The sequence below is a fragment of the Flavobacterium rhizosphaerae genome, from assembly GCF_046000445.1.
GTDB lineage: Bacteria > Bacteroidota > Bacteroidia > Flavobacteriales > Flavobacteriaceae > Flavobacterium > Flavobacterium rhizosphaerae.
In genome coordinates, this window is sequence record NZ_JBELPZ010000014.1 from 15,232 (window position 1) to 42,074 (window position 26,843).

Below are 26,843 nucleotides of genomic sequence, written 5' to 3' on the forward strand. Positions count from 1 at the left end.
ACCAATGACAGACGAAGAGTTATATAAAAAGGTACATGAAATAATATATAAAAACATGTGCGACGGAACGCTGGATAACGGAATGCCCTACCACTTTACCAAGCCGTCGCCAGGCACTTACCCTTTTCAGTTTTTTTGGGACACCTGCTTTCATGTATACATTTTTACTGCCCTGGGCGACCATGAAATGGCCAAGCAACACCTGCAAAGCCTGTTTAGCAGGCAGCAGGATGATGGTTTTGTAGGGCATATGATTTACTGGGACACATTGCGGCCCGGCAGGATTACCGATATATTTCAATCTAAGCCCACACTTAAAAACCTTTACAAAAGCCACATGACAGCGCTTATACAGCCCCCATTGGCAGCACAGGCTACCATGCGTATCTATGAAGCATCGGGCGATAAAGGTTTTTTACAGGAGATGGTGCCGAAATTAAAAAAGTATTATGACTGGATTGCCAAAAACCGCGACTTTGATGGCGATGGGCTTATTACCATTATAACTCCCTATGAGTCGGGTATGGACTGGAAGCCTACCTACGATGTGGCACTGGGTATGGAACCTGCAAAGGCAGGCAAAAAGCTTTTTTTAAAAGTTACCGGAGTAGATTTCTGGAATTTCATCCACAATTATAATTATAAAAAAATCAGGGAAAAAGGTAAATTCCTGGTTAAAGATGCAGGTTTTAATACTATTTATGCCCAAAATCTTAAAGCCTTATCATTATTATGTAATGAGCTTAATGATGATGAAAGCAGTAAACACTATATGGACCTATCACATAAAGTAGCCAACAGCATCTGCAAGGTAATGTATGATGATACTGATGCTGCCTTTTATGATGTATACGGACATGATAATAAAAAAATTAAGGTACTTACCCCCACTATTTTTTATCCGCTTATTTTAAATGAAATAGACGAAACCATAGAACAAAAGGTATTAAAAACGCACTTTTTCGATTATAATGAGTTTAATGCCACGTACCCAATACCATCGGTAGCCAAAAACAATGCTTCTTTTAACCCTGACGAATCCTTATACCTGTGGCGGGGGCCGGTATGGATTATAAACAACTGGTTTATGCACCGGCTGCTCTTAAAAAAAGGTTATCCGGAAGAAGCCCAAAAACTTATAGACAGCATCAGGCAGCTTATTGATAAAAGCGGCTTTCGCGAATATTACAATCCATTTACAGGCGAAGGCCATGGAGCAAAAGAATTTACCTGGGCAGGATTGATTATTGATATGCTGGAAGTACAAAAACAGGAAACAGTAGAAAACACTAAAGTTTAATAAAAACATTAAAAACATGAAATATACAGGAGACAACCCAAAAGGTGTAGCAGTAATAACAGGTGCCTCTGCGGGTTTAGGCCGTGTTTGTGCCCGCAGCTTTGCAAAAGCGGGGTACAATGTATCGTTAATTGCGCGTGGTATTGAAGGGTTAGAGGGCGCAAAAAAAGAGATTGAAGACATGGGTATGAAAGCGGTTTATTATAGCGTAGATGTAGCCGATGCTGATGCCGTAGAACAGGCTGCCGAACATACCGAAAAAGCTCTAGGCCTCATTGATGTTTGGGTAAATAATGCCATGAATAGCGTTTTTAGTCCGGTAAAAGAAATGAAAGCAGAAGAATATAAACGTGTAACCGAAGTAACATATCTGGGGCAAGTAAACGGGGCGCTTTCTGCTTTAAAAAGGATGCTGCCCCGTGATAAAGGTTCTATAGTATTTGTAGGTTCGGCACTGGCGTACAGGGGTATCCCTTTACAATCAGCATATTGTGGGTCTAAACACGCCATCCAGGGATTTTTTGATTCACTACGCACCGAATTATTGCATGATAAAAGCAATGTGCAAATTACTATGGTACAGCTGCCTGCCATGAATACCACACAATTTGGTTTTGTACGTAGCAGGCTCCCCAATAAACCGCGTCCTATGGGCACTATATTTCAGCCTGAAGTGGCAGCAAGCGCGATATTATACGCTGCTGAACATGACCGGAGGGAAATGCTGGTGGGTTACCCTACCCTGAAAGCCGTAATTGGTAACCAGATTGCCCCGTGGTACGCTGACAGGGTATTGGCTAATACAGGTATTAGCGGACAGCAAACCGATGAGCCAGAAGACCCTAACCGCAAAGATAACCTTTATGCCCCAATACCTGGAGATCATGGCGGTCATGGCCCTTTTGGTGACAAAGCTACCTCAACAAGTGCCGAGCTATATTTTAGCGAGCATAAGTTTATAACCTTTGCCCTTATTGCCGTAATACTGCTACTCATAATTATAATTATTATACTTATTTAATTCCGAAATCAATAAACTTTCAAAATTTTTTGAAAGTTTAAAAAGTATTTACTAATTTTGGTATATGGAATTTAAAGAAGCAAAAAACAAATTCATCCAGACCTGGGGGGCACTGGGCTCACAATGGGGAATAAATAAAACCATGGCGCAAATACATGCCCTGTTAATGGTAGCACCCGAACCACTTTCTATGGAAGATATTATGGAAGAGCTTTATATTTCCCGCGGTAACGCAAGCATGAACCTGCGGGCATTAATGGATTGGGGCCTTGTTAATAAAGAACTGAAGCCGGGCGAGCGTAAGGAGTTTTTTTCGGCTGAAAAAGATTTGGACGAAGTTGCGGTGAAAGTAGCACAGGAGCGCAGCCGCAGGGAAATAAAACCTACCCTTAAAGTGTTAAAAGAAGTATCATCTGCCAATATAACAGAAACTTCTGCTGAGGCAAAACAATTTAAGGAGCAAACCGCAAAACTTTATGACTTTGTGAATAAAGTAGATAATATGATTGAGAAAGTTACAGAGTTAAAAACCAACTGGCTTGGACGTTTGGTAATGAAGATTATGAAGTAAAAAAATTTATTTATATATTTCAAATATTACTGAAAGTTTAAAAATTACAATAAAATAAAAATGAACCTCAACCTGATAGCATATTGCCTGTTTTTGATAGTGATTATATATATCATAGTTGTAGTAGGCAGCATTTGCTACCGCAATGGCAATATCTATGTACTCTCGCTCATGCCGGGGCATAAAGAACTTTGCACAAGAATTAATAAAATTTTATTGGCGGGGTATTACTTAATTAATATAGGGTATGCTGCCACTACCCTGGTACATTGGAAAAAAATTTTTACAGCTACGCAGCTTGCGGAAACCCTGGCAGTAAAAATTGCCATGATTGTACTCATTTTGGCTATTATGCATTACCTAAACCTTGTTTTAATTACCCGTTATATAAAGAAACTCATTCATTAATAATTCAAAATCATTATATTATGGAAACTACCAAAACACTTATCGGCTATTTTATCTACCTTCCTGTAGCCATAGCACTCACACTTATTGTAAGCCGTACCCTTTTTAAAAATGCCCGTGTTTTTATGCTGGACATTTATAAAGGCCGCGAAGAAATTGCCACTGCAACCAATAAGCTTTTTGAAACTGGATTTTACCTCCTTAACCTCGGCGTAGCATTCCGCATACTTAAAATGAATTTGTATGAAGACAGCAGCCAGGCACTTGTTGAGGCTTTAACCTATAAAATTGGCGGGTTTAGCATTTATCTCGGTATCATGCTGTTTTTAAACCTGTATCTGTTTTTCCGCGGTAAAAAGAAAACGAAACAAGCTACTACCGAAGAAAAAATTGTATTTAAAGCGTAATGTCATGACTGCTAATCCCTTTGTATCCACCTTACTACACCGCACGGTAACCGTAGCCCACTTTGTAAACTTTTTTAGTGTAGCAGCTACGCTCATTGCTTATGCCATAGCACAATTATCTGGCATAGGTATCATCATACAATTCTTTTTAGGATGTTATCAATTAGTAGTAGCCGTCTTAGCATCATTCGCTTATTGGAAATGGAAAACACCCACTGTATGTAAACTGTTGAAAATTTATTGGTTACTCATACTTGCCTGGTTAACGTGTGCAGGTATATACTGGATAGTTAACGAATTTAAAGATGTAGAATTCGATTGGATTATTATTAGGGTGGCAATTATAGTTGAACTAATTGTGCTCCCCATGCTCATCGCAATATATTTTGTGTATGTAACCCATCGTATGTATAGCGATTTTAAACAATAGAAATCATGAAAAAACTCATTATTGCGGCAGGAACAGGTTTTTTAGGTAACACTCTTATTAAACATTTTAAGAATGAAACAAAACAAATTATAGTATTAACGCGTGGTAAAAACCAAGCTAAAGATAACATCCGCTATGTGCATTGGGATGCCAAATCCATCACTGGCTGGGAACATTACCTCGAAGGTGCTGATGTACTGATTAACCTTACCGGTAAATCGGTTAATTGTAGGTATAATGATAAGAATAAAGCCGAAATACTGTATTCAAGAATTGACAGCACTAAAATTTTAGCAAAAGCCATACAGCAATGTAAACATCCTCCTAAACACTGGATTAATGCCTCTACCGCTACAATATACCGCCACTCTGAAGACAGGCAGATGGATGAAGCCACAGGAGAAACCGGTAATGATTTTTCTATGACTGTAGCTAATAAATGGGAAAGTGCCTTTTTTGGTACACCTGCACCTTCAGTAATAAAAACAGCCATACGCACCTCTATAGTTTTAGGAAAAGATGGCGGGGCATTACCTATAATGTTGAAGATAGCTAAGTGCGGACTTGGAGGCAGGCAGGGAAATGGGCAGCAGTTTGTAAGCTGGGTTCATCAAGAAGATTTTGCAAGAGCAGTAGAATTTATAATAAACAACAAAATAGCAAACGCTGTAAACGTAACCGCGCCCAACCCTGTGCATAATTATAAGTTCATGAAAATTCTAAGAAAAAAACTTGGTGTACCCTTTGGCCTTAGCCAACCAAAATGGATGTTAAAAATTGGTGCAAAAATTATAGGCACTGAAACTGAACTTATATTAAAAAGCAGAAATGTAGTACCCGCAAGGCTTTCAGGACAAGGTTTCAGGTTTAAATTTGATACTGCGGAGAAAGCATTAGGTAATCTATTGCAATAACCTACCAGCTACTTACAACTACTAACGCATACCAAAATACCGGAATACTTTCTACCCAAAACAGGGTGTAGTACTTGCTACGGTTAGGGGTAGCAAATATGGTAAACAAAGCTACCAACAGTACAATTACAGTATTTACCAGTATATAATGCGGATATACCCGTGCCTTTAAAAACTCCACCCCATAAAACAGCAAGAGCAGGAACAGGTTTAATAATTTAGTTTTTTTAACGCCAATCTGCTGGGGTACAGTCTCCAGCAACGGGTCGTCTTCACTAATATCTATAATCTCAAAAATCAATATCAGTATAATTACTAAAAGAAAACGCTGGGCAAACTTCAGCCAGGCGTCATGGCCCAGATAAAGCCCGGCATTTACAAGTGGCATCAATACGGTAACACCGCCCCAGCACAGGGCTACAATATAAATTTTAATGCCGGCAAGGCTGCGTAAATTGCCGCGCTTTGATATAGGTACGGCATAAAATACAGCAAGCACCCCAAATAGGGCTGCCGTAAGCTGTGTTTTAAAACCCAGCAAAAAAAAACAAGCGGCTCCTGCAATAAGCGAAAATACACTAAGTACAGTAATGGTTTGGGGCTGGTTGCCAAAAGGCTGTCGCAACCGCAGGTACTCTTCATATTTTATAAAATTATACCCGAAAACAGTGCCAAAAAAAGCAAAACCGCTTACAGCGGGGTCAAACTCCAGCCCAAAAGTATGGTTGGTAAGAAACACCAGAGAAAGCACTGCCAGGGCCACATGTATGCTGCCGTGTATATAAATATAAAAGAGCCTTTGTACCAGGTTCATCCCAAAAATAAATTATGTGGAGGCACGACAGCCAACCAATTGAAAAATTCACAAAATAGGGCTTAAAAATACACTTTAATTTGCAGATAAATAACTAATTTTGTGCCTTCAAAAAACACGCAACTTTTTACTATGAAGACAGATGCTTTTGCTTTAAGGCACATTGGACCCGGAGAGGCTGACCTACAGCACATGTTTAAGACCATTGGTGTAGAAAATATAGATCAGTTGATATATGAAACACTGCCAGACGATATCCGCCTGAAAGCACCGCTTAAGCTAGACCCTGCACTTACTGAATATGAATACCTGAAACATATTACCGACTTAGGCAATAAAAATAAAAGGTTCAGGTCATACATTGGGTTAGGCTACCATACAACCATTGTACCCGCACCTATACAGCGAAATATATTTGAAAACCCGGGCTGGTATACGGCATATACACCGTACCAGGCTGAAATAGCCCAGGGGCGCCTTGAGGCGTTACTTAACTTCCAGACTACGGTAATTGAACTTACCGGAATGGAAATTGCCAATGCATCGTTACTTGACGAGGCTACTGCCGCTGCCGAAGCTATGGCTTTGTTATTTGATGTTAGAACGCGCGAGCAGAAAAAGAATAATGTAAACAAGCTTTTTGTAAGCGAAGAAATACTGCCGCAAACCCTTAGTGTATTACAAACCCGTTCTACCCCTATTGGTGTAGAGCTTGTAGTAGGCAACCACGAAGAGTTTGATTTTTCATCAGATTTCTTTGGAGCCATATTGCAATATCCGGGTAAATACGGGCAGGTGTTTAACTATGCAGGTTTTATAGCCAAAGCAAAACAAAACGATATTAAAACCGCTGTTGCTGCCGATATATTAAGCCTTGTAAAAGTTACCCCTCCTGGGGAACTTGGCGCCGATGTAGTAGTGGGTACAACACAACGTTTTGGTATCCCTATGGGTTACGGTGGCCCGCATGCGGCTTACTTTGCCACTAAAGAAGAATACAAACGCTCTATGCCCGGGCGTATTATAGGCGTTACTATAGACATGAATGGTAACCGCGCACTCCGCATGGCATTACAAACACGCGAGCAGCACATTAAACGCGAAAAAGCTACTTCTAATATTTGTACAGCACAGGTATTGCTTGCCGTTATGGCAGGTATGTATGCCGTATACCATGGGCCAAAAGGCCTTAAGTATATTGCCGGAAAAGTACACGCCAGTGCAGTTACTGCTGCTGATGCACTTAACAAACTGGGCGTATACCAGACAAATACATCATTCTTTGATACCATTGTAGTAAAAGCAGATGCTGCTAAAGTTAAAGCCGTTGCTGAAGCTAAGGAACTAAACTTCCTTTACATAGATGCAGACACCGTTGGTATTTCGTTTAACGAAACTACCTCACTTAACGATATTAATGATATTGTAGCGGTATTTGCCGAAGTTACCGGTAAAACAGCCGATACTGTTACGACACTTACAAATACGGTACACATTCCGGAAAACCTTATCAGGAGTACTGAGTTTCTTGCACACGAGGTGTTTAACAAATACCACAGCGAAACCGCCCTTATGCGCTACATTAAAAAACTGGAGCGTAAAGACCTTTCGCTTAACCACAGCATGATATCGCTTGGGTCTTGCACCATGAAACTGAATGCCGCCGCAGAAATGCTGCCATTAAGCTTACCAAACTGGAACAGCATGCACCCTTTTGCCCCGCTTGACCAGGCCGAAGGCTACCAGGTAATGCTTAAAAAGCTGGAAGAACAACTAAATGTCATTACCGGTTTTGCAGGCACTACCCTACAGCCAAACAGTGGCGCACAGGGTGAGTATGCAGGCCTTATGGTAATACGTGCTTATCAGGAGTCTATTGGGCAAAGCCACAGAAATATAGCCCTTATACCGGCATCGGCGCATGGCACCAACCCTGCTACCGCACACATGGCGGGTATGGAGGTTGTGGTAACCAAAACTTCTGAAAATGGCAATATAGATGTAGAAGACCTTAAAGCCAAGGCAGAGCTTCATAAAGACAACCTTGCCTGCCTTATGGTAACATACCCGTCTACACACGGGGTTTATGAGGCTTCTATTATAGAAATAACCAAAATAATACACGAAAATGGTGGCCAGGTTTATATGGATGGCGCTAACATGAACGCACAGGTAGGACTTACTAACCCTGCCACTATTGGTGCTGATGTTTGCCACCTTAACCTGCACAAAACCTTCGCTATACCTCACGGTGGTGGTGGCCCGGGTGTTGGCCCTATTTGTGTGGCTAAACATTTGGTGCCCTTCCTTCCGGGCAACCCGGTAATAAAAACAGGTGGCGATAACGCTATTACAGCTATTAGTGCTGCCCCATGGGGGTCGGCATTGGTATGCCTTATTTCTTACGGTTATATTACCATGTTGGGCGAAGAAGGTCTTACCAGCGCTACAAAACACGCTATACTTAACGCCAATTATATTAAAGAGCGCCTTGCAGGCCATTTTGATACGCTTTACACTGGCGAAATGAACCGTGCTGCCCACGAAATGATATTAGAATGCCGCCCGTTTAAAGCCAATGGTATTGAGGTAACTGATATTGCAAAACGCTTAATGGACTATGGGTTCCATGCGCCAACAGTATCGTTCCCGGTTGCAGGTACGCTTATGGTAGAACCTACCGAGAGTGAAAATCTTGAAGAGCTTGACCGTTTTTGCGATACCATGATTGCCATACGTAAAGAGATTGACGAAGCTACTGCCGAAGATAAAAACAATGTGCTTAAAAACGCACCGCATACCCTTGCCATGCTTACCGCAGACACTTGGGATTTGCCTTACACCCGTGAGAAGGCTGCTTATCCTCTTGAATATTTACAGGAAAATAAGTTTTGGCCCGCTGTACGCCGTGTAGATGATGCCTATGGCGACCGTAACCTGGTTTGCTCTTGCGCGCCTATTGAGGCATATATGGAAAAATAACCCTGCACACATTAAAAATGCTGCCTATACCAAGGCAGCATTTTATATTTTTATATGAATAATCTTATAAAGTAAAGTATATTTACATTTTGCACTTATGTAATAGTGCTGTAATATAAATTTTATAAATAAAAAATATTATGCAGGCATAATATTTTTTATTTTTGAATTAGGTTTTTATTAAATTAGCTTGCTAAAATAAACAAATCAGAAATGAATGTAAAAATCACCGGGTCGGGTAGCTATATTCCCACACTTACTGTTTCTAATAAGGATTTTGCCAAGCATGTTTTTTTAAATGATGATGGCAAACAGCTACCTTATTCTAATGAGGTTATAGCCTATAAATTCAGGCAGATAACCGGTATTGAAGAACGTAGGTATGTAGAAGACAACCAACAATCGTCAGACATTGCTTTTCTTGCTGCCGAAAGAGCAATTGAAGATGCTGGGATAGACAAGGAAACTATTGATTACATTATTTTTGCGCATAATTTTGGTGATGTAAAAAAAGGCGCCATACAAAGTGATATTTTACCAAGCCTTGCCTCCAGGGTAAAGCATAACCTCAAAATAAAAAACCCAAAATGTGTAGCCTATGATATTCTGTTTGGCTGCCCGGGCTGGGTTGAAGGAGTTATACAGGCACAGGCCTATATAAAATCAGGCATGGCAAAAAGATGCCTGGTAATTGGAGCTGAAACCCTTAGCCGCGTGGTAGACCCGCACGACCGCGACAGTATGATATATTCTGACGGTGCAGGTGCTACAATAGTAGAAGGCACCGAAGAAGATGGCGGTATATTGGCGCATGAATCTGCCTCTTTTACCTATGATGAAGCCTATTATTTATTTTTTGGCAACTCCTACAATACAGGGCACGACCCCGATGTGCGTTATATAAAAATGTACGGAAGGAAGATATATGAATTTGCCCTTACCAACGTACCCATGGCTATGAAAGAATGCCTTGATAAAAGTGGCTTTGATATTGAGGACGTAAAAAAGATACTTATACACCAAGCCAACGAAAAAATGGACGAGGCTATAGTGGAACGTTTTTTTAAGCTGTATGACCACGAAGCCGACAATCATGTAATGCCTATGAGTATTGGCAAACTGGGCAACAGTAGTGTAGCCACCATACCTACACTTTATGACCTGATGATTAAAGGTAAGCTTGAAAACCAACAATTAAATAAAGGTGATATTGTTATTTTTGCCAGTGTAGGTGCCGGTATGAATATAAATGCTTTTGTATACAAAATATAATTTAGCTTATTATAGCTTAAACTTTTTTAGGGCTTGATCTATCCATACATTCAATTGGTAGACAAGCCTTAATTTATATATAGCTACAACGTTTAACGTTACCAGCAAACCGCATTTATAAATAAGATTTACAAAATGAGAACCCGTTTCGGGCAACAAATAAATCACCACACCCGTAAAGGCAAACAACAGCACCAGTTTACCAAAAGCAGCATCAAATGGCAACAAGCCAAATTTTCTATAAATAAAAACCAATTTAGAAAAGTTAAAGAGTGTCATACTTATAAATGATGCCCATGCCACCCCGGCTATACCCATATCTGCTATAAAAACAAACCAGGCATTTAAAGCTATATTTACTACAATAAGCAACAGTATAGCTATCATATTAAATCGGTAATATTTTGAATACGTAATTATTTCGGTATTAAAACCTGTAGCCATATTAATTAGTACACTAAATCCAAGAATATAAATAATGGGCACGGTAAGCATCAGTTTTTCTGATGATGGTAAAAGGCTGAACAAATCATCTATTCCTATAAAAATACAACTGTACAAAAGAGCTCCTATAAAAAAAAGCAAACGTGCAATTTCTTTATATTTCATATTAAGAGGCTCCAGGGTATTTTCCTGAAGATGCTTAGATATGAGCGGTGCATACAGGGCGAACATACCTACAGCAGGTATTTGCATGGTAGCGGCAAGGGTAGCCCCATTACCAAAAATACCGTTTGCCTCTTCACCTATCCAGTTAAAAATAACAATACCGTCTATCCTGAAAGCCAGTAGTGAGCCTACACTCCCTGCAAAAGCATATAAGCTGTAGCGGTAATAATCACGCCTGCTTATATCGGTAAACAAATTATTAAAACGGTAATTAAAACCAGGCTTAAAGTTTGAAAATAGATAGCCGCCTATCAACAACAGGATAAGCAAGTATGCCCCGGCATAAAACCATAGCGAGGTTATCACACCAAAATAGCCGTTAATAAGCAACAGGAATAATACTGGCAGTGTAATTTTTGGTATTATCTTTTCAAAAAGAGTAGGCACTGAGAGCCGTTGCATATCCTGCGCCTGTTTACGGAAAAGATCTATAAAAGCAAGTGAAAATGCTACTGCAAAAGCAAAATAAACCAGTGCAGAATCTTTATACTGTGTTATAACGTTAAACAAAACTACACCTGCCAGGGTAACCAGGCTTACAACCGTTACAGAAACAAGGCTGTAATTAAACAATTGTTTTTGCTTTTGCTCTGTAAGCGAAGGATAAAATTTTATTAATGCGTGAGAGGCACCAAACACCATTACCGGGTATAAAAGCTGCGATATATTGTCTACAAACTTAATAATGCCCGAAAATGCAAAATCGAGAGGGTAAATAAATAATGCAGATACAATACCTATAGCGGTCCCCATGTAATTTATAACTGCAAAAAAGAAAATCTGTTTCTGTAGGTGTTTACTTTTCAATACCGCTCATGTGTTTATTGCAAAGGTAAATATACTTTCTATTTATGATAACTGCCCCGGTATTTTTTATATTTTTGGCAACATAAATTAATGCCTGATGTATCAAAACAGTTTTCCGCACAAACGTTACAGCCACACACTTGAGTTTTTAAAAAAGCACATTCCGGTAAATAATACCGTGCTGGACCTGGGTGTAGAAAATCCTTTTTCTCAAATTATGAAAAAGGAAGGCTATACGGTTTTAAACACTTCAGGAGAAGATTTAGATAACAACCAAAGCATTATAGAAAATGGCGGTTATGATGTATTTGCCGCTTTTGAAATTTTTGAGCATTTACTAAACCCATATACCGTTTTACAGAAAGTGCAGAGCGATAAACTTATACTATCAGTACCATTACGTTTATGGTTTAGCCCGGCCTATCGCAGCAAAACCGATATGTGGGACAGGCATTACCATGAATTTGAAGACTGGCAGCTTGACTGGCTTCTGGAAAAAACAGGCTGGGTAATTAAAGACAAAAAAAAATGGACGAACCCTGTTAAGAAAATAGGTATCCGTCCAATTTTAAGGTCTGTAACTCCAAGGTATTACATTGTATATGCCGAAAGACGTTAACCATAAAGTTTGTTAAAACTTAATTTAAGTTAATAAAAGAGGATTTACTATCCTTTTAATTACCACTATGAAATACTACGTTATAATACCCGCACATAATGAAGAAGCCTTTATGGGTGTCACCTTACAATCGCTTGCGGCGCAAACAGTCTTACCCGATAAGGCCATAGTGGTAAATGATAATTCCACCGATAGCACTGCAGATATTGTAAAAAAATTTGCAGCCACCTACCCTTGGATAAAATTAGTAAACCGAGACTCTTCGGCAGTACACTTACCCGGCAGCAAAGTAATACAGGCTTTTAATGCAGGTTATGGGGTTGTTGATGAAGCGTATGATATTATTGTAAAGCTGGATGCTGATTTAATACTTCCGCCCGATTATTTTGAAACAGTGCTTAATGCCTTTAAACAGGATAATAAAGTAGGTATGGCAGGTGGGTTTGCCTATATAGAAAAGAACGGGGAATGGGTTATTGAAAACCTTACCGATAAAGACCACATACGCGGGGCATTTAAAGCCTACAGAAAAGAACTTTTTTTAAAAATGGGGGGACTTCGCACCGCTATGGGCTGGGATACGGCAGATGAATTGCTGGCAAAATATTATGGCTGGAAAGTGATTACCTTGCCCCAGCTAAAGGTTAAACATTTAAAACCTACCGGGGCTAATTATAATAAAGCCTCCCGCTACAAACAGGGCGAAGCTTTTTACACACTGGGTTACGGGGCCGTAATTACCACAATAGCTGGAGCAAAACTTGCTATGCGTAAAAAAAAGCCATTATTGTTTATAGATTACATAAAAGGCTTTTATAAAGCACGGCGCACTAATACTCCCTTATTAGTAACACAGGAACAGGCTAAATTCATCCGGAAATACCGCTGGAAAAAAATGAAAGAAAAATTCTTGCCTTGAGAAGTATTAAAAAACTATTAACTAACAAGGAAAAGCCATTACAATTCGGTACATTAGCCGATATTTTCACATAAATGATTAAAATATTAACCCAGATTGGCCGCTATTTTCTCATGCTCATTGAGGTTTTTTACAAACCTACCAAATGGAAAGTAATGAGGCCTTTGATTTTTAAAGAGATTGACGACCTTATAATAGGCTCTATGGGCATTGTAAGCTTTATTTCTTTCTTTATAGGGGGTGTTGTGGCTATACAAACAGCGCTTAACTTAACGAGCCCGTTAATACCTAACTCGCTTATTGCTTTTGCCACAAGGCAATCGGTAATATTAGAATTTTCACCCACGTTTATCTCAATTATTATGGCAGGCCGGGCAGGGTCTTATATAACATCCAGCATTGGTACCATGCGTGTTACAGAGCAAATAGATGCGCTTGAGGTTATGGGTGTTAACTCCATAAATTACCTGGTGTTTCCAAAAATAATAGCTTTTTTATTATACCCGTTTGTTATATCAGTTTCAATCTTCCTGGGTATAGTAGGCGGTTGGCTTGCCGGAGTATTTGGCGGTTTTATAAGCAGCGAAGAGTTTTTAGATGGTATACAGAGAGATTTTATACCTTTTCATATAGGATACGCCTTTATTAAAACTTTTATCTTCGGCTTTATATTGGCTACCATACCTTCTTTTCATGGCTTTTACATGAAAGGTGGCGCACTGGAGGTGGGTAAGGCAAGTACGGTATCATTTGTTTGGTGCTGCGTGGTAATTATACTTTTAGATTATATTATAACCCAGTTACTGCTTAGCTAATGATAGAAATTAAAAACATAGAAAAATCATTTGGCGATACCACAGTATTAAAAGGTATATCGGCCACTTTTGAAACCGGTAAAACAAACCTGATTATAGGGCGAAGCGGATCTGGTAAAACAGTAATGCTAAAAACGCTTTTAGGAATACACCAGCCGGATAAAGGAAACATATCCTATGACGGACGTATATATAGTGAGCTTACACCTGATGATAAAAGGATGCTACGCACAGAAATAGGCATGGTTTTTCAGGGAAGTGCACTTTTTGACTCTATGACGGTTGAAGAAAATGTGGCATTCCCCCTAAGGATGTTTACCAGCAAACGCCGGAGTGAAATAAGAGAACATGTAAACCGTGTACTGGACAGGGTAAACCTGCAGGATGCCAATAAAAGATACCCCGCAGAAATATCGGGCGGTATGCAAAAAAGGGTAGCTATAGCCCGCGCTATAGTAAACAACCCGAAATACCTTTTTTGTGATGAGCCTAACTCCGGGCTGGATCCTGAAACGAGTATTGTAATAGATAAACTTATTCATGAAATAACGGTGGAATATAATATGACAACCGTTATAAATACCCATGACATGAACTCTGTACTGCAAATTGGGGAAAATATTTTATTCCTGAAAAATGGTATAAAAGAGTGGGAAGGCGACAAAGAAGAAATTCTTGAAACAAGAAACAAGTCTATTGTAGAATTTGTATATTCATCAGACCTGTTTAAAAAAGTACGCGAGAACCTGCTTGCAGAAGAAGAGGAAGAAAACAACAAAAAAGCTTAGGTTTTACCCTAAGCTTTTTTGTTCATAAAACTTTTCTTCTGTTTATAATTGCTTTAGCAGGTATACCCACCCGGTTACTTTTTTACCACTACCCATTGTGAGAATATAAAAATAAGTTGCTGTTGGCAAATCCCCCTTGTCAGACTGTCCATACCATTGGTTCTTATAATTCTTTTCGTGGTATACCTCAAGGCCATAACGGTTAAATATTTTTATTTCCCGTATATCAAGGTTAGAAAGGTCAAAATTATCATTCATACTATCTCCGTTTGGCGATATCCCCCTTGGTATTTTACACCAGGTACTTTCTACGTTTATAGACCCTGTCTCTGTACAGCCATCAGCATTAGTTACCGCAACAGTATATTCGCCCGGCATTTGCCCGCTTATATTAGCCTGTTCGCCTAAATAACTATAACCGCCCGGTCCTGTCCATTCAAAAAGCACTCCCGAAATTTCAGTAAGGTTATCTATCCATAGCATATATTCTTCATCAACACAACCACCATCAGGCACCACTGTAAATGCATTAGTATTTTGGCTAACTGTTACCTCCCTGCTTGCCGTACAGCCGTTGTTATCAACTGTTACCTGATAGGTGCCGGTTTCAAACACCTCTATGGCTCCGGTAGTAATATTTAATAAGTCTCCGTTCTGGTACCATGTATAATTCACATTATTATTAAAATTAATTCCTTCTACTGAAAGTACAACACTTTGTCCCTGGCACAGTAGCGTATTGCCTGCAATGGAAAAATCCGGCAGTGCATTTATTACCACATTGGCAACAACTGCATCAGAGGCACAGCCGTTTACGGTAGTTGTTACAGTATATGCGCCAGACATGTTTGGCGATACTGCAGAAAGCACAGGGTTTTGTTCGGTAGTACTAAAACCAGCAGGGCCTGTCCATAAATAAGTTGCACCGGGAACATTAGCTACCGAAAGCTGCACAGCCTCGCCCTCACAAACGGGTGCGGGTGTGGCCACAACAGGCGCATCAGGAATATCTTTAAGCTGTATGGTAACAACAGCTTCATCTGTTAAACCACAGGCATCATTTAATGAATATTTAAACGAGTAACTGCCCTGTGCTATGCCCTGTGTTGCAAACAAATTATTATTTAATGCTCCTGTATTATCAATATCCGTCCATGCGCCCCCTGTATCATAACCTGTAGTAAGGTAAGCCTCCAGGTTTATATCCTCCCCGGCATTACAAAGTGCCACAGTAGCATCGTTTCCTGCAAAAGGCAGCTCATTAGGTGCCACAGTATATTCAAGTGTCTGGTTAAGGCACGAAGTAGGGTCATCTGATAGTATGTTTACATAATATGTACCGGCATCGGTATCCGAATCAAAAGCCGGAAAAGTAAGCGATGATGTATTGCTGATAACAGTACCTGCTGCTCCTTCTTTAAACCATTCATACGTTAAAAAATCAAAATTAAGTATTGAAAGTACACTTTCTTCCCCCTCGCAAAAACCCGTTGCTTCAATTTCCAGAGGGTCAAGCTCATTAATATCAAATTGAATGTTTCTTATATTACCGCAATCATCGGTAACCCTAAAATTATACGTAGCTGGCTCAAGCCCGGAAAATAAATTGGACTCACCATTATCAATAACAAAAGGGTCGCCATTTTTTTGCGTAATCATATACATTAAAGGCGGAACCCCTTCTGCAATTACGGCAACCTCTGTTAAACCTGAGCTGCATGGAAAGCTATAAGCATCTGTAATTACCGGACCACCGTCAAAAGAAAATTCTTCAACAACATTTACACAAAGCTCACTGCCCGGCATGCCGTTAGCATAAGTAAAATTCACTTTAATAATCCTGAAATCACCCGTAAAGGCAAGATTGATATTATTGGTATTATTAAGTAACTGTAAAGCAGTATTATTATTAGGCTGCACACCCTCGGTATATGGTAGCCCGGTGGCCGGGTGCACCCATACACCTGCTTCTTCATCATACACCTGTAGCCAGTAAGTATTTAAAAAACCGTTGCTTGTATTGTGCAGGTATAAATCAAAAGAACCGCAATGTGGGGTGAGGTCTACATCATTAGCCGTAATATGGTAGCCCTGCACTATTATATCCTGCTGCACCATACCGCCACATAAGTCTACCACATTAAAAGTATACAAACCCTCTGGCAGTGTGTTCATATAAAAATTATTACCAGAAATATTACTGCTTACATCTAAAGGCAAATCTGCAGTAAAACCCTCCGGGGCTTCTGTAATACTAATAGAGACAATGCCTGTGCCAGAACTGCTAAGTGCTATAGAGCCATAACCTTCCTGGCACCCCGGGCGCTGTTGTACTGTTAATTGCTGCCCCGCAGCATATAATGCAGCCGGTACATCATGCTCTTCTCCGCACGAGTCTGTCAGGGTAAACAGATAATCGCCAATAGGCAGGCCCGGCATTATAAAAACACCTTCGTCATCTAAAAAAGCACTGACATCCTGTGGCAAGGTTCCTGTATAATCATTAGGGGCTTCTGTAATACTTATAGCTACAATTTCTCTCCCCGGTATCATTATATTTATTGTTCCTGTAGGCGCACAGTTTTGCAATTGTGTTACAACCTGCGGGTTAACTTCAGGGGGCGTTACCTCAAAATCATACACAGCCACACTACCACAGGCATCAGTTATGGTAACGCTGTAATTGCCTTCCGGCACATAATTTCCACTCTGCCCATAAGTAATTAAAGCGGTATCAAAATCAGGATGTTCTTCATTATAATCAACCGGGTTAAAACCTTCCGGGGCGGCAGTAAAATCAACCGTTACCGGACCTTTAAAAGTATAGAGCTCTAATGTGAAAATAAAATCGTCACAATTCTCAACAGAGATAGTATTAATTACATTAAATTCTGCATCTACATTATTGGTAGGTTTTGTAAACGTATTGCCACATACATCTGTTATCTGCAGGCTGTAGGTGTATGCCTCACCGGGATAAAACGGTATAGCCTGGGTAGCCGTATTATAATCAGCTCCGTTGGCTATGGTTTGTGACAGCCCCACCGGGGTGCCGCCCCCGGGTGGGTAAACGGTATATTGCAAGGTAACCGGAAAGAAAATTTCCAGTGCGCTAGGGCAATAAAAGTCATTCCTCACAATAATATGATTACATTCCGGCAGTTCTCCTGTTAAAGCTGTCCCGGTTAATATAGTTATATTGGTGGCAAGCTGTACCAATTGAAGGGTTACCACAACGGCTTCGCCGCAATCATCATATACGCGCACCTGATATGTACCTACAGGTAAATTATTTAACACATTTGAGGGTTGCGGCGGCAGCGTAACCGGACCTTCCATAATTTCGTAACTAACCGCATTGCCAGAAGTTACATTTACAGTTATTTTTCCATCATTGCCGCAGCGCACATTTTGCCCCTGTAATGTGTAAGTTAAGGGCACCACATTGTTAGCAATAGTAGCCGAAGCGGTAGCCGTATTGGAAAGCCCTCCTAATGTTTGTGTGGCAACTACCAGGTAATTGCCGGCGGTGAGCCCACCTACATAAGAAGCATTTACGGTAGTAACAGCAGTAGTGGTATCAGGCAACAAATATACCTGATAAGCCATAGTAGCCGAAGGGTTTATACCCGTAACTGTAAAAGCTAAAGAGCCATTACCAAGACAGGTTTGCGCTGTGGGGGTTACAGTAAGGGTAAAATTTGGTAATTGGGAAAAACATAAAGATGTGAAAGTAAGGCATAGTAAAATATACAATGCCCTGATTGGTTTGGTTGGGTACATGAGCGATTTTTTCTTTAAAAATAAAAACTTTAAGTTTATTACTGTTAAAGAAAACCAAATTTAACATAATAATGCTCAGGGCAATACTTCTACCTCAGCATTGGGGCTAAAGAGATAAATTTTACCTGTGCTTACTTCCAGGCACTCAAAACGCTTTATCCGCTGGGCGCCCTTTTTAAAAATTTTGCCGTTGTAGATCCTGAAATTTTGGCCATAGGGTACCTGAAAAATATAGGTTTTTCCATTTTCTTCGTCATATTCTTTCAAGGCTATGGATAGTGTAGCATCTGTATCACTGCTGGCTTTAGGGTTGCGGAAATGCCTTGCTATAAGAGGCAATAAACGTGCAGGGAATATCTCGGGCCGGATAAAGGGTACCATAAGCCTCTGGAAAGTGCTTTTCCATTCATTACCATGCGGTTTTATATGGCGCCCATATTTTTCAAAAGCGGCTAAATGTGCTATTTCATGCACCAAAGTAATAAGAAAACGGTATTTATTAAGATTGGCATTTACCGTTATACGGTGGTAGCCTGAGGCATCACGGTGATAATCTCCGTGGCGGGTTACACGCTCATTCACAATTTTAAGATGCACCCCATAATTTTTTATCATTTCAAAAACAGGGGCAAGTGCATGTTCAGGCAAATAAGGCGCTAATACTTCTTCCATTCCAAAAAATTATGGTGTAGTGCTGGATACCTCCAGTACTTTTCCATTATAGTATTTATTTCCGGTAAGGGTAAATTCATATATATACTCTGCCATTTCTCTAGCCGAAAGCGGGGCCACATACCCGGGAAAAGCTTCCTGCAGCATTTCGGTATTTACAGCCCCAAGAGCCAGCACATTAAAAGCTATACCCTGTTCTTTATATTCTTCTGCCAGCAATTCTGATAAGGTGATAACTGCCCCCTTGCTGGAACTGTATGCCGAAAGTCCGGGAAATTTTACTGTACCTTTTACACCACCTATGCTGCTAATGGTTATTACATGGCTGCCACTTTTCATAAAAGGCAATACTACACGGTTTAATGCTGCTACCCCAAACACATTTACTTTGTATATGTATTCAAACTCTTTTGCTGTTATAGCCGAGAAAGGTTTGTGCAACAATGCCCCGGCATTGTGCAGCAGGGCATCTACATGTTTCCATGATGTTTTTAAAAAATCATTAACCTGCGCTAACGATTCCGGTTCTGCCAGATCTAATGCCAAACAGGTTATTTTTTCATTATCGAGTAAGGTTTTCGGCATGTTGCGAGACAACGCCAAGACATTATGCCCGGCATCTGCAAAAAGCAATGCCAGTTCATACCCAATACCCCTGCTGGTACCTGTTATTATTATATTTTTCATTCTTCTTTCAGTACTATTTCTTTAGTAGGCGCATTAACCATTTTATCCATAACCGGAATTATCTGTTGTATGAATGATGTCATGTGCATCAAATCCATATTTTCAAATTCATCCTTTACATCATGATAGTAATCAAAATTAGTAAAATCAAATGTACTCAGCGTTTGTGAAGGCACGTGGGACTCCAGGTAAAACGAATAATTGTCAGACCTGCGGAACAACTGGTATTTAATAGCTTCCGGCAGGTTGCCAATAAGGTTTTTGCCGGCATACTCATTAAATTTCTCACCCATGTTGCTGGTACCCCAACCTGTAAGATAAGCCAGTATATCACGCTGCATGGGTACGCCTACCATTTCAAACTCTACCATGGTGTAAATGTTTAGGCCCTGTTTTGCCAGTTTATCTGCCAAATGCCTTGAGCCTAAAAGACCCTCTTCTTCTCCTGAAAAAAAGCAAATCATCACACTGCGCTTGTTGGATTTTGTTTTACCAAAATAATTGGCCAACTCTGTCAAAACGGTACAGCCGGAAGCATCATCATTAGCACCATTATAAATACTATCCAGCGTTGGCGGGTTTTTAGATACGCCAATATGGTCATAATGCGCGCCAAAAATCACAAACTCATCTTTAAGTTTAGGGTCATTACCTTCAAAGTAGCCCACTATGTTATAAGTAGTTTGAGGATAATTAGAAAGTGTATCATTAAACGTGGCAAAATATGGTTTGGCCCCATTTTTCACCAATATATCGGTAAGGTAATCTGCAGCCTGCTCAAGTTCTTCGCTACCACTCTGCCTTCCCTTTAACTCATCTGAGGCTAAAAACTGGATGGTTGCTTTAACCGATTCCTGCTTCACTGTATAGTCTTTGGTAGTTTCAGCAACATTTTTTTTGGAGGAGCAGGAAATTATAAAACCTGCGGTTAACACCAGTAAAAATATTTTCTTCATGTATGTGTTTGTTTTCGTAGCTAAAATAAGAAAAACAACGCAAAACCACACATCTGCCGGATTTATAAACGCTTTTAGCCTTCTATAGTGCGAAACGTTAAATTCACCCTTGGTTTTATAACTTTTTTAGTGGGTGGCAGGCGGTGCAGCCAATGGCCTTGTGTAGTACCTTTCATCACCAACAGGCTGCCATGCCCTAACAAAAGTGATATTGTTTCTTTAGTCTGCTTATGCTTAAAAGCAAATTTACGTTCGGCGCCAAAACTCATAGACGCTATTGCTCCATTCTTTTTGAGGTCTTTTTCGGCATCGCTATGCCAGGCCATACCTTCTTCTCCCGTATGGTAAAGGTTTAGCAGGCAGGAGTTATACGTTTCGCCAGTATGTTGTTCGGCAAGCTTTTTAAGTTCCAGTAATTCAGGCGTCCAGGGCAATGCCTGCTTGGTGGTATTGCTATAGGTATATTTAAAAGGGCTGTCGCCATACCAGGCTACTTTACGTTTTGTAATAATCAATTTACCATAAATAACGGCTTCGTCATTACGCCAGGCAATGGTATTTAAAAGCGCTTCAAGGTATGTCTCGGCTTCTGTATTATGCACTACAATGCCAAGATAATTCACCTCACCATCATAAGGAAGCAGATTATCATTATTTTGAAGTTGCGGAGTAAATAAATCCATTTATATTTTTCGGTTTACCTGCCTGAAAGTAAGGTTAATTCTGGGTAGTATATCTTTAGCTGTTTTAGGTACGTGGTGTTCCCAATGCGTTTGTGTAGTACCAGCCATAAGGAGTAGTGTACCATGGGTAAGCAGGATTTCCTGCATGGGGATATCCTTTCGGGTTTTATGCCGTAAACGAAACGGGCGCGTTTCTCCAAATGAAACCGAAGCTATAACCTGGTTTTTATCAAATTTCTCTGTCCGGTCGCTGTGCCAGCCTACACCGTCTTTCCCGTTTCGGTACAGGTTTAATAACACACCGTTAAATTGCAGCTGTACCTCTGCCTCCACTTGCTTTTTTATTTCAAGCAATTCGGGAGTCCACATATTACCCTGCTTATTTTCGATGATGGTATCTTCATCCCCATACCAGGCTATCATACGGGGGATAATGTGGGTTTTATCATAAATATTCCAGTCAGCTTCCTGCCATGGCGTTTGTTGCCGTAAATTTTCATAATACCTGTCTGCCTGTTGTTTTGGTATAAAGCCTTCATACAGCATCACGTCGGCATCCGGCAGTTGAAGTAAAATTTTTTTAGGTGGGCTGCTTGTAAAAATATCGGTATCGTCAAATAAATTCATAATATCTCCTCCATAATATTTTCCTGCAAAATCTGTGCCTATAAAAGTTAAACCCCCATCAGCACGGCTAATGGGGGTTTAAATATAAAATAAACGCTGTAATGCTTATGCAAGCATGGTTACAGGGTTCTCAATGTATTGTTTAAGCGTTTGCAGGAACTGTGCCCCTGTAGCGCCATCTATAGTACGGTGGTCACACGTTAACGTAACAGTCATAGTATTTCCTACCACTATCTGTCCGTTTTTAACTACTGGTTTTTGTACTATAGCACCCACAGAAAGTATAGCAGAGTTAGGTTGGTTGATGATAGAAGTAAACTCCTGTATGCCAAACATACCCAAATTAGAAACAGTAAATGTACTGCCATCCATTTCGGCAGGACTAAGTTTTTTACTCCTTGCTTTTCCAGCAAGGTCTTTTACTCCTGTACCTATCTGAGAAAGGCTCATCTGGTCTGTAAACTTAAGTACCGGCACCACAAGGCCATCTTCTACCGCTACGGCAACACCAATACTAATATGCTTGTTATAAACGGTAACATCATCTTTCCATACAGTGTTTACCTGAGGATGTTTGCGAAGCGCCATAGCGCTGGCCTTAATTACCATATCATTAAAAGACACTTTGGTATCAGGTAATCCATTAATAACATTTCTCGAAGCTATGGCTGCATCCATATCAAGCTCTATGGTAAGGCTGTATTCCGGAGCAGTAAATTTAGATTCGGCAAGGCGGCGCGCAATGGTTTTACGCATCTGGTTATTTTTAACCTCTTCGGTTTTTACTTCACCAACCGGGGTATAAACTGGGGCAGCCTTGGCAGCAGGTGCTGCTTCTTTAGCAGCAGGCGCCTGTGCCTGTGCAGCGGCGGCTGGCTTAAAGTCTTCAATATCTTTTTTAACAATACGACCATTTTCGCCTGTACCTTTTACCTGGCTTAGCTTTATACCTTTCTCTTCAGCCATTTTACGGGCAAGCGGAGAAACAAATACACGGCCACCATCGGCAGTCTCGGTAGTTTCATCGCCTTTTGAAGTTTCTTCTTTGTTTTCTTCTTTAGCCTGGGGTGCAGCTTCCTCCTTGCTTTCAGCAGCCGGGGCATCTGCGCCACCCTTATAATTTTCGGCAATACCACTAACATCTGTACCTTCAGGACCAATAATAGCCAGTACACTATCAACCGGGGCAGACTCACCTTCCTGTATACCTATGTACAGCAATGTACCTTCGTTAAAACTTTCAAACTCCATAGTGGCTTTGTCTGTTTCAATTTCAGCAAGTATATCGCCTTCATTTACTTTGTCACCTACTTTTTTAAGCCATGTAGCCACAGTACCTTCGGTCATGGTATCGCTCAGGCGTGGCATAGTTACCACCTTCACCCCTTCAGGAAGCGAAGCCGAAGCCGATTTTTTTTCTTCAACAGGTTTTTCTTCTGTTTTCTCTTCTTTGGCTTCAGGTTTGTCCTGCTGTTTCGGTGCCTCTTCTTTAGCAGGGGTTTCCTCTCCGCCTTTGCCTTCAAGCAATGGTTTGTAGTCTTCGCCCTCTTTGCCAATTATTGCTAGCACACTGTCAACCGGGGCGGTATCCCCTTCCTGAATGCCTATATATAATAAAGTACCTGCATCAAACGCCTCAAATTCCATTGTGGCCTTATCGGTTTCTATTTCTGCAAGTATATCACCTTCATTTACTTTGTCACCAACTTTTTTAAGCCACGTAGCAACGGTACCTTCTGTCATGGTATCGCTCAGGCGCGGCATAGTTATAATTTTTGCCATGGTTGTTATTGTAATTTATGTGGTAAAAAAGGATAGTCTTCCTGTGCGTAAACAACGTCATACATAACGCTTAAGTCCGGATACGGAGATTCTTCCGCAAATTTTTCGCACTCGCTTACCAAGTCTTTTACTTTTTGGTCAATCGCTTCAATTTCCTCTTCTGTAGCGTAGTTATTTTCTTTTATAATATCCAGAACCTGTGTAATAGGGTCTATCTTTTTGTATTCCTCCACTTCATCTTTAGTACGGTAGTGCTGCGCATCACTCATAGAGTGTCCGCGGTAACGGTACGTTTTCATTTCAAGAAATGTAGGGCCGTCTCCCCTGCGAGCGCGGTCTACAGCTTCCTGCATGGCCTCAGCCACTTTAACCGGGTTCATACCGTCTACAGGGCCGCAAGGCATTTCATAACCAAGACCCAGTTTCCATATATCGGTATGGTTTGCCGTACGCTCTACCGAGGTACCCATGGCGTAACCGTTATTTTCGCAAATAAATACTACCGGAAGTTTCCAGAGCATTGCCAGGTTAAAGGTTTCGTGTAATGATCCCTGGCGTACAGCACCGTCGCCCATATAACATAGGGTCACACCACCTGTTTCAAAATATTTATCGCCAAATGCTAAACCGGCACCAAGGGGAATTTGCCCCCCCACAATACCGTGGCCGCCATAAAAGCCTTTTTCTTTACTGAATATGTGCATTGAGCCGCCAAGACCTTTAGAAGTACCTGTGGCTTTACCCAAAAGCTCTGCCATAACCCTTTTTGGGTCTACACCCATGCCAATTGGCTGAACGTGGTTACGGTAAGCGGTTATCATTTTATCTTTAGACAGGTCCATAACATGCAGTGCGCCTGCAAGTACAGCCTCCTGGCCATTATATAAGTGAAGGAAACCTCGGACTTTTTGTTGTATATACAAGGCGGCAAGCTTATCTTCAAACCTACGCCAAAACTGCATATTTTCATACCAATCAAGGTACACTTCTTTTGTAACTTCTTTCATTGCTTAATTAATTGCTAATGTATTGTATAATGTTTTCCTAAAAAAAGCGCAAACAGTTTCCTCACACAAATTTGCGAAGGACAAAAGTAAAACATACTATTAATAAGTAAAAGCATAAAATTAAGTATTTTACTTTTTTTGTCTGTTATGTTATAAATAAATATACGCTACAAAAAGGGAGGCACTTAAAACGTCCTCCCCTGTATTATAAATAGCTACTGTCAAAAACCAAAGGCAACAGGTTTTGCAATGATGCTGAACAGTATATTTTCCCGGTACTGCCCATAAACCATATTTCTATAGGCCCTTGCTGTTTCATTTCATACTCCGCAATAGACTGCCTGCAGGCACCACATGGCGGTATTGGGCTTGTGGTTTCTTTTTCATCGGCTGCTGCCGTAATAGCCATCTTATTTATTTTAATCCCCGGGTATGCTGCCCCGGCGTGAAAAATGGCCACTCTTTCGGCACATAAACCGGAAGGGAATGCAGCGTTTTCCTGGTTAGAGCCCTGCACCGTTATGCCATTATCAAGTAAAACGGCTGCCCCAACCCTGAATTTTGAATAGGGCGCATAGGCCTTTTTACGGGCTTCTACTGCTTTTTGCATCAGCTCATACACATCAACAGGCAATTCATCCAGAGAATGATAAACCGTAAAAGATGATGTGATGCTGATGTGCTCCATATATTAATATTCGTAATACTCGTCTCCAAAGTTAAAGCTAAGCGAAAAACGAAGTGTATTTTCGAGCGGGTTGCGTATTTGTGATGCAGAGAACAGGTATGACAAATCTATTTTAACAATAGTATATTTAAAACCTGCACCCAATGAAAAGAATTTACGTGCTCCTTTATCTTTACTCTCGTTAAAATAACCTAACCTTACCGCAAAAGCATCCTGATAAAGGTATTCGGCACCCAGTGAATAGGTAAACTCTTTTAACTCTTCACGGAAACCACCCGGGGCATCGCCAAATGATTTGAATATACCCGACACCCAGTTAATATCATTATATCTTTGATTTAATATAGTATAATCTGAATTATCTATTTCGCCATCGTCATTAAAATCTTCTACATCCTGTGGTGTAGGCACCAATAATTTAGTAGTTTCTACATTTACGCCAATTTTATTGTATTCATCAAAAATAAAATCAAAACCACCACCAAGCCTCATATTGGCCGGTAAAAAGTTTGAACTCAATTCAGGGTCATTGTCATAGCTTATTTTAGGCCCAAGGTTCTGAAAATTGAAACCCAACCTCCAGCGGCCGTCAAAATCTGAATATGGCATTTCTTCAGACTGGTAAAAACCCGAAAGGTCAAAAGCATAAGAAGTAGCCGCACTGGCATCGCCACCACCTGCTGCTTCGGGTATTTTAAGGTTTGAGCTTATAAACCGTCCTGCTACCGACATGGCAAAACGCTCACTAAGTTTAAGTGAATAAGAAAGGTCTACAGAGAGTTCATTAGGGCTCCTTGTAACCGGCACTTCATTTGGGTCGCCCGTTTGCCTTAGTTCTATATCGCCAAGCCCAAAATAACGCAGGCTACCTGCAAATGAACTACGTTCATTAAACCTATTGAAATAATTTATCTGGCCTAAAGAGATATCATTAGCTATATCTGTTAAATAAGGTGTATAACTAAAAGCCACGCCCTGCCCGGTTGATGCAAAAGCATATTTTGCGGGGTTCCATTGCTGCGAAAAAACATCGGTAGAGGTTGCTACCCCCTGGTCTCCCATACTGGCAGCCCTGGCATCGGCAGCAATAAGTAAAAATGGCACACCTGTAGTTATTACATGTGTGTCGTTCTGGGCTTTAACTAATTGTACTCCTAAAAAACAAATAGCAAACAATAGTATTTTTTTCATTTTTATATTGAAATTAATGGGTCACAAATAT

The 26,843-nt window shown here is 40.5% G+C and carries 25 protein-coding genes; 13 read left to right on the forward strand and 12 right to left on the reverse strand.

The genetic code is table 11. The features are described 5' to 3' along the window. Positions 1-4: 4 nt before the first annotated feature. From ABS766_RS12580 to ABS766_RS12610, 7 genes are all read left to right on the forward strand, one after another. Entirely contained in the window at positions 5-1,300 is a 1,296-nt protein-coding gene (locus ABS766_RS12580; protein WP_408085534.1) for an amylo-alpha-1,6-glucosidase, read from the forward strand. 16 nt (positions 1,301-1,316) lie between these two features. Continuing rightward, a complete protein-coding gene (locus ABS766_RS12585; protein WP_408085535.1) occupies positions 1,317-2,321 on the forward strand; it encodes an SDR family oxidoreductase in 1,005 nt (334 codons plus the stop codon). 64 nt (positions 2,322-2,385) lie between these two features. Further along, entirely contained in the window at positions 2,386-2,892 is a 507-nt protein-coding gene (locus ABS766_RS12590; protein WP_408085536.1) for a GbsR/MarR family transcriptional regulator, read from the forward strand. Between the two features lie 60 nt (positions 2,893-2,952). Then, the gene (locus tag ABS766_RS12595) at positions 2,953-3,300 is read left to right on the forward strand and encodes a hypothetical protein (RefSeq protein ID WP_408085537.1); all 348 of its coding nucleotides are present in this window, start codon (positions 2,953-2,955) and stop codon (positions 3,298-3,300) included. Positions 3,301-3,320: 20 nt separating this feature from the next. After that, positions 3,321-3,707: a hypothetical protein gene (locus tag ABS766_RS12600; RefSeq protein WP_408085538.1), complete on the forward strand. Its 387-nt coding sequence runs from the start codon at positions 3,321-3,323 to the stop codon at positions 3,705-3,707. A gap of 4 nt (positions 3,708-3,711) precedes the next feature. Continuing rightward, positions 3,712-4,137, forward strand: a complete 426-nt coding sequence (locus ABS766_RS12605) for a hypothetical protein (RefSeq protein ID WP_408085539.1) — start codon at positions 3,712-3,714, stop codon at positions 4,135-4,137. 5 nt (positions 4,138-4,142) lie between these two features. Continuing rightward, entirely contained in the window at positions 4,143-5,051 is a 909-nt protein-coding gene (locus ABS766_RS12610) for a TIGR01777 family oxidoreductase (protein ID WP_408085540.1), read from the forward strand. A 1-nt stretch (position 5,052) separates the two neighbouring features. On the opposite strand, the gene ABS766_RS12615 is transcribed toward ABS766_RS12610, so the two are convergent. Next, on the reverse strand, positions 5,053-5,865 hold the full coding sequence (locus tag ABS766_RS12615; RefSeq protein WP_408085541.1) for a UbiA prenyltransferase family protein: 813 nt from the start codon (positions 5,863-5,865) through the stop codon (positions 5,053-5,055). Positions 5,866-5,997: 132 nt separating this feature from the next. Between ABS766_RS12615 and gcvP the strand changes: the two genes are divergently transcribed. Then, a complete protein-coding gene (gcvP, locus tag ABS766_RS12620) occupies positions 5,998-8,847 on the forward strand; it encodes an aminomethyl-transferring glycine dehydrogenase (RefSeq protein WP_408085542.1) in 2,850 nt (949 codons plus the stop codon). A gap of 213 nt (positions 8,848-9,060) precedes the next feature. Further along, positions 9,061-10,119, forward strand: a complete 1,059-nt coding sequence (locus ABS766_RS12625) for a 3-oxoacyl-ACP synthase III family protein (RefSeq protein WP_408085543.1) — start codon at positions 9,061-9,063, stop codon at positions 10,117-10,119. Positions 10,120-10,128: 9 nt separating this feature from the next. Here ABS766_RS12625 and ABS766_RS12630 read toward each other — a convergent pair whose 3' ends face one another. Beyond that, a complete protein-coding gene (locus tag ABS766_RS12630) occupies positions 10,129-11,541 on the reverse strand; it encodes a lipopolysaccharide biosynthesis protein (protein WP_408085544.1) in 1,413 nt (470 codons plus the stop codon). 151 nt (positions 11,542-11,692) lie between these two features. Here ABS766_RS12630 and ABS766_RS12635 point away from each other — a divergent pair, with 151 nt between their 5' ends. From ABS766_RS12635 to ABS766_RS12650, 4 genes are all read left to right on the forward strand, one after another. Beyond that, positions 11,693-12,214 (forward strand): methyltransferase domain-containing protein, encoded by a 522-nt coding sequence (locus tag ABS766_RS12635; RefSeq protein WP_408085545.1) that lies wholly within the window; start codon positions 11,693-11,695, stop codon positions 12,212-12,214. 67 nt (positions 12,215-12,281) lie between these two features. Beyond that, positions 12,282-13,133: a glycosyltransferase gene (locus tag ABS766_RS12640; protein ID WP_408085546.1), complete on the forward strand. Its 852-nt coding sequence runs from the start codon at positions 12,282-12,284 to the stop codon at positions 13,131-13,133. 74 nt (positions 13,134-13,207) lie between these two features. Beyond that, entirely contained in the window at positions 13,208-13,948 is a 741-nt protein-coding gene (locus ABS766_RS12645; RefSeq protein ID WP_408085547.1) for an MlaE family ABC transporter permease, read from the forward strand. Then, positions 13,948-14,736, forward strand: coding sequence for an ABC transporter ATP-binding protein (locus ABS766_RS12650; RefSeq protein ID WP_408085548.1), 789 nt, complete (start codon positions 13,948-13,950; stop codon positions 14,734-14,736). The genes ABS766_RS12645 and ABS766_RS12650 overlap by 1 nt, the downstream gene beginning before the upstream one ends. Positions 14,737-14,778: 42 nt before the next feature. On the opposite strand, the gene ABS766_RS12655 is transcribed toward ABS766_RS12650, so the two are convergent. The 10 genes from ABS766_RS12655 to porV form a co-directional block, all read right to left on the reverse strand. Next, entirely contained in the window at positions 14,779-18,519 is a 3,741-nt protein-coding gene (locus tag ABS766_RS12655) for a gliding motility-associated C-terminal domain-containing protein (RefSeq protein ID WP_408085549.1), read from the reverse strand. Positions 18,520-18,594: 75 nt separating this feature from the next. Then, entirely contained in the window at positions 18,595-19,191 is a 597-nt protein-coding gene (locus ABS766_RS12660) for a SprT-like domain-containing protein (RefSeq protein WP_408085550.1), read from the reverse strand. A gap of 9 nt (positions 19,192-19,200) precedes the next feature. After that, a complete protein-coding gene (locus tag ABS766_RS12665) occupies positions 19,201-19,878 on the reverse strand; it encodes an SDR family NAD(P)-dependent oxidoreductase (protein WP_408085551.1) in 678 nt (225 codons plus the stop codon). Then, positions 19,875-20,834, reverse strand: coding sequence for a M28 family peptidase (locus ABS766_RS12670; protein ID WP_408085552.1), 960 nt, complete (start codon positions 20,832-20,834; stop codon positions 19,875-19,877). The genes ABS766_RS12665 and ABS766_RS12670 overlap by 4 nt, the downstream gene beginning before the upstream one ends. 74 nt (positions 20,835-20,908) lie before the next feature. Further along, a complete protein-coding gene (locus ABS766_RS12675; RefSeq protein WP_408085553.1) occupies positions 20,909-21,517 on the reverse strand; it encodes an alpha-ketoglutarate-dependent dioxygenase AlkB family protein in 609 nt (202 codons plus the stop codon). Next, positions 21,518-22,144, reverse strand: coding sequence for an alpha-ketoglutarate-dependent dioxygenase AlkB family protein (locus tag ABS766_RS12680; protein ID WP_408085554.1), 627 nt, complete (start codon positions 22,142-22,144; stop codon positions 21,518-21,520). A 105-nt stretch (positions 22,145-22,249) separates the two neighbouring features. Beyond that, positions 22,250-23,926, reverse strand: coding sequence for a pyruvate dehydrogenase complex dihydrolipoamide acetyltransferase (locus ABS766_RS12685; RefSeq protein WP_408085555.1), 1,677 nt, complete (start codon positions 23,924-23,926; stop codon positions 22,250-22,252). 5 nt (positions 23,927-23,931) lie between these two features. Continuing rightward, positions 23,932-24,933, reverse strand: a complete 1,002-nt coding sequence (gene pdhA, locus ABS766_RS12690; protein WP_408085556.1) for a pyruvate dehydrogenase (acetyl-transferring) E1 component subunit alpha — start codon at positions 24,931-24,933, stop codon at positions 23,932-23,934. Positions 24,934-25,138: 205 nt separating this feature from the next. Beyond that, positions 25,139-25,621, reverse strand: a complete 483-nt coding sequence (gene cdd / locus ABS766_RS12695; RefSeq protein WP_408085557.1) for a cytidine deaminase — start codon at positions 25,619-25,621, stop codon at positions 25,139-25,141. Between the two features lie 3 nt (positions 25,622-25,624). Then, on the reverse strand, positions 25,625-26,812 hold the full coding sequence (gene porV / locus ABS766_RS12700; protein ID WP_408085558.1) for a type IX secretion system outer membrane channel protein PorV: 1,188 nt from the start codon (positions 26,810-26,812) through the stop codon (positions 25,625-25,627). Positions 26,813-26,843 lie beyond the last annotated feature (31 nt).